The organism is Micromonospora craniellae (genome assembly GCF_014764405.1).
Lineage (GTDB): Bacteria > Actinomycetota > Actinomycetes > Mycobacteriales > Micromonosporaceae > Micromonospora > Micromonospora craniellae.
The window spans coordinates 2,928,531-2,940,850 of the sequence record NZ_CP061725.1 but is presented as its reverse complement, the minus strand read 5'-3'; the positions used below and the strand labels follow the sequence as shown (position 1 = coordinate 2,940,850).

The window sequence follows — 12,320 nt, the reverse complement described above, 5'->3', positions numbered from 1 at the left end:
CGCTATGGTCGTAACTTTCGGTGACCTTAAGTACGGGAGGATCTGTAGTGGCGAATGCGGCCGTTGCTGACTCGGCACAGGCAGACGCTCTGCGGCATGCACTGGTCGAGGAACTTGTGACTGCGGGCTCGATCGCATCGTTGGAGGTGGCGGCAGCGTTCCGGACGGTACCCCGGCACTTGTTCGCTCCCGAGGTGCCGCTGCAAGAGGCGTACGCGAACGACATCGTCCGCACGAAGCGCGATGAGCATGGAGTGACGATCAGCTCGGTTTCGGCGCCGTGGTTGCAGGCGGTGATGTTGGAACAAGCGCAGATCGGCCCGGGGATGCGATGCCTGGAGATCGGTTCTGGGGGTTACAACGCGGCGTTGATGGCGGAGCTGGTCGGGCCGGATGGTGAGGTCACGACGGTCGACATCGACGCCGATGTGACCGACCGGGCTCGCCGGTTTCTGGACACCGCCGGGTACGGGCACGTCAACGTCGTGCTGGCCGATGCCGAGCACGGTGTCCCGCAGCATGCGCCGTTCGATCGGATCATCGTGACGGTTGGCGTGTTCGACGTGCCGCCTGCGTGGTGGACTCAGCTGGCGGAGGGAGGCCGGATCGTCGTGCCGCTGCGGGTTCGAGGATTGAGCCGTTCGCTGGCGCTGGTCCGTGATGGCGATCATCTCGTCAGTGTCGGGCACGAGATGGCCGGCTTTGTCGCGGTGCAGGGTGTCGGAGCGCGGGCCGAGCGACTGGTGACGTTGCACGGCGAGGAGGTGGGCCTGCGGTTCGACGATGACCAGCCGGTGGAGGCCGAGGGGCTGCGGGAGGCGCTGCGTCTGCCCAGGGTGCAGGCATGGTCGGGGGTGACGTTCGGCGGCATGGAGCCTTTCGACGGGCTGTTCCTGTGGCTGGCCACCAGCCTGGACCGATTCTGCCTGCTCAGCCGTGCGCGCACCGATGCTGCCCGCGGCTTGGTTGATCCGGCGTCGCCGATCGCCACGCCAACACTGTTGAGCCGAGACGGCTTCGCGTATGTCGCGTTCCGTGAGGTCGATCCGCAGACGCAGACCTATGAGTTCGGTGTCTACGCGCATGGTGTGGACGCGGAGGGCCTCGCCGCGACGCTGATCGAGCAGATCCGCTTGTGGGATCACGAGCACCGGCGCGGTGCTGCCGCGAAGTTCACCATTTACCCCGCGTCGGTGCCGGTCGCGCGGGTGCCCGGTGTGCGGGTCGTCCCGAAACGGCATACGACCGTCACGATCTCCTGGCCCTGACCGGCGATGGCAGGTCCAGGCGTCCCACTGCCGAGCACAAGGGGAGTAACTACGTCATGCCCACCACGACCCTGACCGCACCCGCCACGACCGGCGAGACGGACACCGAAGAGGACCTGTTCGATCTCGACATCAGCCTCATCGAGTCCGGGCCGGTGATCCCGGAGCTGATGCGCAGCACCAGCGACAATTGTGGCAAGACCTGCGCGTCGGCCTGCACGAGCTGCAAGTCCTGACTCGATCAGCGGTGGGTTCGGCACCGACGGCGCCGGACCCACCGGTACCCCTGCGGGAGGGGCACCGTGTACCAGGTCCTCGACGCGCTCATGATCCGCGCGTCCACCCACTCCACTGCCTACGACCTTCATCCCTGGCCGAACCTCAGCGACGGCCTCCACGCCGAGGTCGTGAGTGACTGGCTGACCGCGGTGTGGAGCCGTGAGCAACTTGCGAACGCCATCACGACCGCAAGCCCGACGCTGGCCGAGCAGGTCGAGCGAATCCGTTCAGGCCAGTGTCGTGACCCGCGTCAGCTCCGCCGAACGGTGGCGTCGGTCTCGCGGTACCTGCTCCGGATGACCGGCCGGAGCACGCCGTTCGCGCTGTTCGCCGGAGTTGCTCCGGTAGCCCTGGGTACCGTACCCGGGGTGCGGTGGGGCCGGCGGCACCAGCCGGTGACCCGAGCCGACGGTGCATGGCTCGCCGCAGTGACGACTCTGCTGGAGGGCTACCCGGAGCTGCTGCGCCGGCTGCCCGTCATGCTCAACGACCTCGCCGACGTCCGTGAGGACCGCGTGCTCGTGCCGTGTCAGCGGCCCTCCACCCACCAGGACCCGTGTGGCGGCGCACCGCGCATGGTTGACGTGTCAGTTCGGCGCACCGCAGCGGTCACGGCCCTGATCACCTACGCGCGTAGACCGATCGTGGTCGCCAACCTGATTCACAAGCTCCGCAGTGACTTTCCGAACGGCTCAGCATCGTCAGCCGAGACGGCAGTCACGCGATTGGTCCAGATGCGGGTGCTGCTCACGGCATTGCAGCCACCGATGACGGCCACCGACGGTCTCGGCCATCTGCTGACGCAGCTCGCGGCCGTTGACGCGGAAGCGATCCCGGAGGTGGCGGATACCGTCCAGGCGCTGTGGGCAGTCGCGGACACGATGCGAAGCCACGATGACGGCGCGCAGGCCGACGGTGGTGTGGCCCGCTCCTCCGCGCTGGTCGAGAAGATGAACCAGATGCGCGCCGGCTCGGGCCAGCCGGTCGCGGTAGATCTGCGGCTCGACGGCACCATGACGCTGCCGGAGACGCTGATCCGGCACGCCCGCACAGCCGCAGAGGTGCTGACCCGGTTGACGCCGTATCCGCAAGGGCTACCGCCATGGCAGGAGTACCACGCCGCGTTCTTGGAGCGCTACGGCGTCGGCGCCGTCGTCCCACTCGCGGACGTGGTCGACCCGGCGATCGGACTCGGCCTGCCCGCCACCTACCGAGGATCAGACCGATCGGTCGTCGCCGCCCCGGTCAGCGAGCGGGACCGGGGCCTGCTGAGGTTGGCGCAGCAAGCGACGATGGATGGCGGTGACGAGATCACGCTCGACGAGCGAATCGTCGCTGACCTCGCCGGCCCCGACAACCCGGTGCAGGTGCCGCCGCACGTGGAGCTGTTCGTCCAGATCCACGCGGACAGCCCGGCGGCACTGCGCAAGGACCGGTACACGCTGGTCGTCTCCGGCGCGGCCCGCGCCGTCGGGTCAACCACCGGCCGATTCCTGCATCTGCTTGACCCAGTCGAGCAGGCCCGATTCCGGGACGCCTACTCGGCCGTCGCGACGGTGCGCGCCGGAGCGGCTGCTGCCCAACTGTCGTTCCCGCCAGCGCAGGCATCCTCCGACCACCTCGCCTGTGCACCGCCGATGCTGCCGATGCTTCTGTCTGCGGGCGAGTTCGTCGACGGGGACAAGGGGATTCGTGTCGAGGACCTCGCGGTCGGCGGCGACACCGACGGACTGTTCCTGGTGTCGCTTCGCCACCGCCGACTGATCGAGCCCACGGTGTTCAACGCTGTCGAGTTCCGCCATTTCAGCCATCCGTTGGCCCGGTTCCTCTGCGAGCTGCCGCGGGCGCGGGCGGCGGTCTACATGCCGTTTTCGTGGGGCGCCGCAGCGGCGCTACCGTTCCTGCCCCGCATCCGATACGGCCGCACCGTACTTTCCCCGGCCCGGTGGAACCTCGCCGCCGACGATCTGCCACCGTCAGCCGCGCCCTGGCCTCAGTGGAAGGACGCGCTCGCCGGGTGGCGGCAGCGGTTCCGCCTGCCTGACCGGGTGTATCTGGTGGAAGCGGACAACCTTCTGCCGCTGGACCTCACCGAGAACCTGCACCAGGACCTTCTCCGCACACATCTTGACCGGCACGGCCACGCCCGGCTGGACGAAGCCCCGTCCCGGCACGCCTACCAGTGGCTGGACGGTCACGCCCACGAGGTCACCATCCCGTTGACGTCCACCGCCCCGGCCACGGCAGCACCACCCGTGATCCGCGTCCAGACCGCACAGCACGACGACGGACACCTGCCCGGGGCCGCAGCATGGCTGTACGCGAAGCTGTACACGGGGCGGACCGTGGAGATCCTTCGCCGAGTACCTGAGCTGCTCGCTGGCTGGAGCGGTCCCGTCGACTGGTGGTACCTGCCCTACCGTGACCCGGAAGCTCATCTGCGGCTACGAATCCGGCTACAGACCGCTGACGACTACGGCCCCGCCGCCGCCCGGGTCGCTTCCTGGGCCGTCCGACTGCGGCACCATCGACTCCTCGGCCGGCTACAACTGGACACCTACTACCCCGAGACCGGACGGTACGGCCACGGCCCGGCGATGACCGCCGCCGAACAGGTCTTCGCCGCCGATTCCATTGCCGCCCTGGCCGAGCAACAGGCCGCCACAACCAGGCTGCCGCTGGACGCGCTCGCCGCCGCCAGCCTCGTCGACATCGCGGTCGCCTTCACCGGCGACACCGCCACCGGAATGCGGTGGCTCACCACCCACCTGCCTCACGAGCCCACGCCGGCCTCACGCGCCGTCCACACCACCGCCGTCCGCGTGGCCGACCCCACCGATGACTGGGCGGCCCTCCGCACCGCCGACCACACCAACACAGTGCTGAACGTCTGGCAGCAGCGCCGTGCCGTGCTCGCCGACTACCGGGACGAACTCGCCCCGCAACGCGACCCGCTATCCGTCCTACCTTCCCTACTGCACCTGCACAGCATCCGCCTGCACGGCATCGACCCCGACCGCGAACGCCTGGGTCGCCGGCTGGCGCGGGCCGCCGCGCTACGGTGGTGCGCCCTCCATCCCATGAGGCCGCGATGAACCCCGCAATCCCGCCATCGGCGTTGCGGATCGCCAACGAGATCGCAGCCGTCGCCAACCGCCTCGCGGCACCGCCCACCCCACCACCCCGGCCGGAGCACGCCCAGTCCCTGGCCCACGGAGCTGCCGGTATCACGCTGTTCCACATCGAACGCGCTCTCGCCGGCACCGGCGAATGGGACACCGCCCACCGCTGGCTGAACGCGGCCGTACGCGCCGGCGTACTCGCCAACACCGACAGCAGTCTCTACCACGGAGCACCTGCCATCGCCTTCGCGCTTCACCTCACCAACCAGGACCGAAGCAACCGCTACGCCAAGGCCCAACGCACACTCGATCAGGCGGTCGCCGTGCTTGCGCACCGCCGCGTCGACCTAGCGCTCCACCGCATCACCCGTCGAGAGCTGCCGACGATGGCGGAGTACGACATCATCTCCGGGCTGACGGGTATAGGCGCCCACCTGCTCCGCCACGATCGGGACGACGGCGCCCTCCAACGCATCCTGCTCTATCTCGTCCGACTCACCGAGCCAGTACGCCAGAACGGCATGACGCTGCCAGGCTGGTGGACCGCGCAGGACCCGCACGCAGCCACCTCACCCGCCTTTCCCGGCGGCCACGCCAACCTCGGTCTCGCCCACGGCATCACCGGTCCACTCGCGCTGCTGTCCCACGCCAAGCGACGCGGCATCGTCGTCGACGGTCACCTGGACGCCATCGAGCACATCTGCGACTGGCTGGACACCTGGCGCCAAGACCACGACACCGGCCCCTGGTGGCCCCAGTGGGTCACCCACCAAGACCGCCGTACGGGCCGACCGACCCAACCCGGCCCGCTCCGCCCCTCCTGGTGCTACGGCACCCCCGGAATCGCCCGAGCCCAGCAACTCGCCGGACTCGCAACCGGCGACAGCAATCGCCGGCACCTCGCCGAACAGGCGCTCGTATCCTGCGTCGCTGACCCGCGACAGCTCGAACAGATCAGCGACGTCAGCCTCTGTCACGGCTGGGCCGGCTTACTCACGACAACCTGGCGGACAGCCACTGACGCGGCCACCCCGGCAATCACCGAGCACCTACCGCACCTCATAGGCCAGTTGCTCCAGCACAACGAGACGAAGGAACTCGGCGACGGACTGCTGGAGGGCCGCGCGGGCACCGCCCTCGCCCTGGCCGCCATCGCACACGGCGAACCATCTGTCTCCGGATGGGATACATGTCTACTGATCACGTAACAACCGACGTAGAGATCGGAGAGTGCCGACAGGCATTCCGACAAGGGGCCGGGTCCGGTGTTGGGGTCCCGGAGTCGGCGGTGCTGGCCCTCCTCACCGGAACGCCGGCAACGCTGGCAGCCGCCCGCGCCGCGGTCCCCGTCGCCGAACTCGTCGAAGTGGCCGAGCGGTACCAGGCCGCTGGACGTATTGCTCTCACTTACAGCGCAGCAGCCGACAACTGGCACCAAGCCAACCTCACTTTCCCTGACCGGCACACCGCCGAGCACACCATGGCAAGGCTTATCGGCCCGAAACTGCGGCAGGCAGAAGCAGCAGGCACCACGGCATCGTGGTGGTACATCCGCAAGACGCCGTACTGGCGCCTCCGGCTTCGCGCGGAGCAACACCAACGCGAGCAGCTACGACGGTTCACCGCAGACATACTCGACCCGCTGGCAGCACAAAGGTTGATCACGACCTGGTCAACGGCCATCTACGAGCCCGAGACCTGGGCATTCGGCGGCCCCGCCGGTATGGACGTGGCTCACCGATTCTTCCACGCCGACAGCAACCACATCCTTTCTCACCTCGACCACATCCTCGTCCAGCGAGACCCACAACCGGCTGTACTCGGCCGCCGAGAACTGTCGCTGCTGGTCTGCACCGCGCTGCTGCGCGCCGCAGACCAGGACTGGCACGAACAAGGAGACGTCTGGCATCGCGTGCAGCAGATGCGCCCCCTTGGCCCCGACATCCCGAAGGACCGGCTGCGCAACACGGCCGGCAAAGTCCACCGCATCCTCACCCTCGATACAGAACGAACCACCCTGTCGGGCGAAGGTCACGCCCTGCTCGACCCGGTACAGCCGTGGCTCGCCGCCGCGAACGAAACCGGCGCGGCGCTGCGCGACCTCGCGCGTTCCGGCGCCCTACGCCGAGGGCTTCGCGACGTACTTGCCCACCACCTGATCTTTCACTGGAACCGATTCGGCCTCACCACCGCTGCACAGGCGGTACTCGCTCACAGCGCATCCACCGTCATCCTGCCCCTCACCGACGGCACCCCGGCTTAGGACGAAGCCGATGTGGCCCGAGCCTGACGATCCCACCGTCGTTTGCCGAATGCGCGCAGCGCACATCCACGCCCGCACGCTCCTCCACGCCGACCTGACCGCCAACCCCCATGAGGCATGGGGCTGGCACGGCCGCACACTCGGCAAGCCCGTCACCACGACCCACGGACCAGGATGGCTCAGGGTGGCCAGCGCCCCGACCGACCAGATCATCGACACCTTCTGGAACGGCTCCATCGAGGCACAACGGGTGCTCTCCTCATCAATCCCACGACCACACCTCCAGCGCTGGCACGACTGGACCGACAGCGGCTGGACATATCGCAGCGAGCTGTTCGAGTACGTGAGCGTTCAGGCGGTCGCCGCCCACGCGGTCATCACCACCCCACCGAACATCCCGCCCCGCTGGTGGACCGCCCTGCGTACAGCGCTGGAGGCCATCGCCACGGTCAACACCACCCGCGTCACCATCCAACCCGGATTCCTGGCCTGGGCAATGCCGCACTACCTCGGCATCTCAGCCGGCGACTACACCAGGTATCCGTGGACGACCGCGCACGGCGACTTCCATTTCGCGAACCTCTGCGCCCCCGAACTGCACATCCTTGACTGGGAAGGCTGGGGACTCGCCCCAGCCGGCTACGACGCCGCCATGCTGCACAGCTACAGCCTGCTCTCCCCGGACACGGCCGCCGACATCACTCACGAACTGGCCCCCTGGCTCCACACCGCCACCGGCCGATACGCCGAACTGGCGGTGATCACCGAGCTCCTGCACGCGGCCAGCCAAGGAACCAATCCCGCACTCGTCGAACCGCTCCGCCATCGCGCCGCCGTATTGCTGAACCAACCCAGGTGGCCGTGACCGCGGCCTTCGGGTGACACAGCCATCTATGCCGCAGGTGAGCCAGACCGCCAGCGTTCGTCCCGATCGTGTCGGTGCCTTGGGTGACGACCACTCCGGTTGCGCCTGCGGCGAGTTCGCGGGTCGCGGCGGTGGCGAGTGCGGTGGTGTCGGCGAAGGTGAGGGATGCTCCCGGGACGGCGGCGGAAGTCCACCACTGAGGTGACCCGAGAACTCCGGACACGTCCCCAAGTAGGGTGACGAGGAGTCCGGGAGGAACAGTACGTGAGCAAGAAACCTGCGAAGTATTCGCCTGAGTTGCGGGCAGAAGCGGTGCGTTCGGTGGTCGAGGGTCGGCGTACCTATGCTGAGGTTGCGCGTGATTTCGGTCTGGTCGCCGAGACAGTCCGGAACTGGGTGATCGCCGAGAAGAAGCGTAATCCTGGGCAGACCGACGAGACGCGGGATGCGATCGATCGGGCGAGGGTCGCGGAGATGGAACGGCGTATCCGTGAGCTGGAGCAGGAGAACGCTTTCTTGAAAAAAGCTGCGGCCTTCTTCGCGAGAGAACAACGATAAGCGAGCGTTACGCGCTTGTCGCTGCGGAGAAGGCTGCCTTCGACGTGACGATGATGTGCCGCCTGGTCGGTGTTTCCCGGTCCGGTTTCTACGAATGGCTGGATCGGCCGCCGTCGGCCGGAGAGCGACGTCGTGTGGAGTTGACCGCGATGATCGAAGCCGTGTTTATCGGCTCGGGCCGCACGTACGGGTATCGGCGTGTGCACGCCGAGCTCGTCCGCGGTGGGGTCGAGGTCGACGATGACCTGGTGCGGCGGCTGATGGGAGCGAAGGGGCTGGTGCCGGTGCAGGTGAAGCGGCGGCGAGGGCTGACCGTGCCGGACCGTGCTGCGGGGCCGATCCCGGACCTGGTCGGCCGGGACTTCACCGCGACGGTGCCGGGCGTGAAGATGGTCGGCGACATCACCCAGATCGATACCGGCGAGGGGCCGTTGTATCTGGCTTCGGTTATCGATTGCTATTCGAAGAGTGTTATCGGGTGGGCGGTCGACGAGCGTTACCCGGCTTCTTTGGTGTGCGCTGCCGTGGACATGGCAGCGCGGCGTGTTCCGCTGCCGGACGGGGCTGTTTTTCATTCCGATCGCGGCAGCCAGTACACGTCCGGCGACTTCGCGGCCACGCTTGCCCGACACGAGATTCGGCAATCAGTCGGGCGGACCGGCATCTGTTTCGATAATGCCATGGCCGAGTCGTTCTTCGGGAAACTGAAGACCGAGTGGGTACATCATCGTGTGTTCGCTACCCGGGCTGACGCACGCCGCGAGATCATCCGGTTCATCGAGGGCTTCTACAACCGGCGTCGGTTGCATTCCGGCCTTGGCTATAGACCGCCGGCCGAAGTTCTCGATGAATGGTTTGCTAATCGTCAAGTCGCATGATAGATTGCATTTGGTTCGAGTCCGGATTTTTCGGATCACGTCACAGATCCACGCCCCAACGACAACCGACACGGCCGGAAGGACCAGAAGTTTTGAAGGGGCACCTCGTTGCAACCAGATCCAGAGCGATGTGAGGGCCAAAGCTGCGATGAATAGCTTTATCAGCCAGCCGGGGCGTGAGCCAGTCCAAGCCCAAAAGATTGATATCCCGACAAGAACGGCGAGTGCGCTGGCTGTGAGAATCAAGGCGGACCGCCGGTAGTCCCCGTGCTGAGCGAGCGAAGAGAGGATGAAAGCGGCGGCGGAGATGAGAAGTACGCCGCGCATCCAGTAGCCAGGCAGCAAGTACAGCAGTCCGAAGACGAGCGCCAACCCAACGAGGGCAGACAACTCCTGGTTATCGAGCAACCCCACGCACTGAGGGTAGTCGCGACCATCCACTTCGGCTACGGCGACACCAGTGTCGGTGCCTCTGCGCGGCACCCGCCCCACCTTGGCCCGCACCTCGGCCTCATCCCGGCGAATCGGCGGTTGACCTGTCCCGAGGTGGTTCTACCACTCATCTCGCTTGCTCCTTTGGGCCTCGACCTGCTCGCCGAGCGCGAATCCACCACTGGGTCAGCCCGCTCGGGCAACCGGAGGGGGAAGGTCGTCCCGTTCAAGGTCCTGCTGCTGTGTGACCGCAACGAAGAAGCGGTGCACCTGCGGCAGGACATCATCCGAGCACTCCGCTGCGGCTTCCATGATTGCCGCTCGCCGGTTCGCGCCGACTACCAGGTAGTCGCAGATCCCGCTGACAAGGTCGACGTCGGGGCCGAGATGCCCATTTTCCGGAGCGCTCATACTCTGAGGAGGAAATCCTACTGCGCGAGCGATCAACTCGCCCGTCACAGTAAGCATTCAGGGCCACTCCATGACGTAGCCGTTGGTGGCAGTGTGTGATGGGTGGTGGCGGTCGTTGCTCGTGGTGGGTTAGCCGGGTGCCCAGGCGGGTGGTGTCCAGGGTCGGCCGAGGATGGCGTCGCGGATGGCGGTCATGACATCCGCGCCGTGTTTGGTCACTGTGGAGACGTAACCGCGGATGGCGTAGCGGTGTTCGGTGACCTTCTCGCTGGTGAGCCGTCCGGAGATCTTCTGCTGGGTCTTCGCGGGCCGTAGGTCGCGTTCGGCCTGGTTCGACGTGGGTGGGATGCGCAGGTCGGTGGTGAATCGCAGGATGTCGGCTTCTCGGTCGTGGAGGTCTTCCAGCAGTGCCCGGTGTTTCGGCTGTTTACGGCCGTCCACCCGGGCGACCTCCTTGAGCCCGATCCGCACGCCGTGCCGGTAGGCGTCGATCAGCGGGCCGGCGATGTGTTCGCCGATCGCGGGCAGGTTCTGTGCGCGGGCGAGGTTCGCGGCGTGGACGAGTCCCTGTAGCGCCTGGCGGATCTGGATCGGCCAGTGCGCGTCGGGGTAGGTCTCGGCGGCGTCCTGACAGTCGCGGATCAGGTGGGCTACGCAGAGTTGGTGGACCAGGTGGGCGAAGATCTTCGCGTCGTAGTTCTGGTAACGGTCGTGCACGACCACCCCGGTCAGGTCCGGCAGGACGAACACCTTGAACGTGTCGAGGCTGCGGTCACCGAGCAGGTACCAGGTGTAGAGGCGGGTGCAGGCGACCAGAAGGTACTTCTTGACCTTGCGGGCACCGACCCGGATCGGGGTCTCGTCGCAGGAGACCACATGCGCGAGGGCGATCAGCGTGCGGATGATCCGGTTCGACTCGGCCACCCCCGCCGCGGCCCGGCCGATCAACGCGTGGACGAACCCGTCCGACGGACGCGAGCCGGTCAACGCGGCGACCAGGTCAGCGCACCGGGCCACCGGAATCGCGTGCACCACCATCAGATAGACGCACCACGCCTGAAGATTCGGCCCGTACGAGACGCCTGCGTCCGGCACCCCCTCGGGGCGGGCCGCCACGTGCATCGCCCCGCACCCGCAGCGCACCGCGTGCCGATCATGCTGGGTGACCGTCGCCGTCATCGCCGGCACATCGACCTGCTGATGCGAGGCGTAAACCCCCAGATCAGCCGCCGATGCCAGATCCGATCCGCATCCACACGGCCCGCCCGGAAAATGATCCACAATGCCGTCCGGAAACGGTGACCAGGACAGCTGCGCACCCGGCGCACCCCGCTGCTTACCCCGCGACCGCTTACCAGCACCGGCTGCCGGCACCGGCGTGGACACCTCCGCCGGCGGCGTCCGTCCCGGATCATCATCCTTCGACGGCGGCATCCCCGAGTTCCCACTGTTACGCGACACCAGGCGTTCCAACCGCGCGACCCGATCAGTCAACTCCCGGTTCGCCTGGGTCAACTGTTCCACCTGAACGATCAGCCGTCGCGTGAGTCCGATCAACTCCTCGCGCGACAACTCCTCCAAGCCCGGCACCCACCGATCACAACACATCGATCGCACCCGGCCGCGCATCGACACACCGTCAAGATCGACCCAGCCCGTCAATCACAGACAGCCACTCACGGCCACCACCCGGAGTGGCCCTGAATGTTTACCCGTCACACCGTGCTCTTCACGTAGACGACGAATCTCACGCCCGAGCCATCGCCGGCGGACATACGGACTAGGTCGACTCGCCGGCAGCCTCCAGGACCACTCATGCCCGGCCGATGGTTCAGCTGCGGGTGAGGTCACTGTAACCCCGCTAATCCGGAGTGCGTCTATGCTGTGCATGACTGGCATCGCCGTTTCGCCAGTTCGGGTGCCGGTCGGACCGCAAGTCGGAACACCAGGTCGAACCGAAGGTCGGCATTCCCAGAATAGGCCATGCAGCGGCATGATCTCCGTGAATGGGAAACAGGTCATCCTGGTCATCGAGATTGCCACTCCGTGATCGCCGAGTATCGAGGGACGATGCCTGCCGATATTGGCGATTGCGGTCCCGGCCAGTCTTGTCGTCGGTCCGAGTGGCTGGGGTGTCAGCTACCGGAATTGCCGAGCGTGTGCGGTCGGTGTAGCAGCCTAGGCGCTGCCCCGCCTGCCTGCCAGTATCCGAAACAGCCAGACCAGCAGAGCTCAATGCCAGCG

Annotated in this window: 11 protein-coding genes; 9 read left to right on the top strand and 2 right to left on the bottom strand. The window is 66.9% G+C overall.

Features of this window, described 5'->3' with window-relative positions:
• Positions 1–47 precede the first annotated feature (47 nt).
• The 6 genes from fxlM (at position 48) to ID554_RS13000 (ending at position 7,797) form a co-directional block, all read left to right on the top strand.
• Complete coding sequence (gene fxlM, locus ID554_RS13025) at positions 48–1,268, top strand: methyltransferase, FxLD system (protein ID WP_117231152.1); 1,221 nt, start codon at positions 48–50, stop codon at positions 1,266–1,268.
• A gap of 56 nt (positions 1,269–1,324) precedes the next feature.
• Positions 1,325–1,504 carry an FxLD family lanthipeptide gene (locus tag ID554_RS13020; RefSeq protein WP_117231153.1) on the top strand — a complete coding sequence of 60 codons (180 nt, stop codon included), beginning with the start codon at positions 1,325–1,327 and terminating at the stop codon, positions 1,502–1,504.
• 66 nt (positions 1,505–1,570) lie between these two features.
• Positions 1,571–4,642 carry a lantibiotic dehydratase gene (locus ID554_RS13015; protein WP_117231154.1) on the top strand — a complete coding sequence of 1,024 codons (3,072 nt, stop codon included), beginning with the start codon at positions 1,571–1,573 and terminating at the stop codon, positions 4,640–4,642.
• Positions 4,639–5,877, top strand: coding sequence for a lanthionine synthetase C family protein (locus ID554_RS13010; RefSeq protein ID WP_117231155.1), 1,239 nt, complete (start codon positions 4,639–4,641; stop codon positions 5,875–5,877). Before ID554_RS13015 ends, ID554_RS13010 begins: the two co-directional genes overlap by 4 nt.
• Positions 5,878–5,957: 80 nt before the next feature.
• The gene (locus tag ID554_RS13005; RefSeq protein WP_117231156.1) at positions 5,958–6,932 is read left to right on the top strand and encodes a thiopeptide-type bacteriocin biosynthesis protein; all 975 of its coding nucleotides are present in this window, start codon (positions 5,958–5,960) and stop codon (positions 6,930–6,932) included.
• Positions 6,933–6,981: 49 nt separating this feature from the next.
• Positions 6,982–7,797 carry a hypothetical protein gene (locus ID554_RS13000; protein ID WP_223884577.1) on the top strand — a complete coding sequence of 272 codons (816 nt, stop codon included), beginning with the start codon at positions 6,982–6,984 and terminating at the stop codon, positions 7,795–7,797.
• On the opposite strand, the gene ID554_RS33060 is transcribed toward ID554_RS13000, so the two are convergent.
• On the bottom strand, positions 7,694–8,020 hold the full coding sequence (locus tag ID554_RS33060) for an asparaginase domain-containing protein (RefSeq protein WP_396888515.1): 327 nt from the start codon (positions 8,018–8,020) through the stop codon (positions 7,694–7,696). The two genes, ID554_RS13000 and ID554_RS33060, sit on opposite strands and share 104 nt — an antisense overlap.
• 41 nt (positions 8,021–8,061) lie before the next feature.
• Here ID554_RS33060 and ID554_RS12995 point away from each other — a divergent pair, with 41 nt between their 5' ends.
• From ID554_RS12995 to ID554_RS12985, 3 genes are all read left to right on the top strand, one after another.
• The gene (locus tag ID554_RS12995) at positions 8,062–8,355 is read left to right on the top strand and encodes a transposase (protein WP_191088698.1); all 294 of its coding nucleotides are present in this window, start codon (positions 8,062–8,064) and stop codon (positions 8,353–8,355) included.
• Entirely contained in the window at positions 8,352–9,233 is an 882-nt protein-coding gene (locus ID554_RS12990) for an IS3 family transposase (RefSeq protein ID WP_191088873.1), read from the top strand. The genes ID554_RS12995 and ID554_RS12990 overlap by 4 nt, the downstream gene beginning before the upstream one ends.
• A 267-nt stretch (positions 9,234–9,500) precedes the next feature.
• Entirely contained in the window at positions 9,501–10,175 is a 675-nt protein-coding gene (locus ID554_RS12985) for a hypothetical protein (protein WP_191088831.1), read from the top strand.
• 30 nt (positions 10,176–10,205) lie between these two features.
• Here ID554_RS12985 and tnpC read toward each other — a convergent pair whose 3' ends face one another.
• The gene (tnpC, locus tag ID554_RS12980) at positions 10,206–11,666 is read right to left on the bottom strand and encodes an IS66 family transposase (RefSeq protein WP_117231431.1); all 1,461 of its coding nucleotides are present in this window, start codon (positions 11,664–11,666) and stop codon (positions 10,206–10,208) included.
• Positions 11,667–12,320 lie beyond the last annotated feature (654 nt).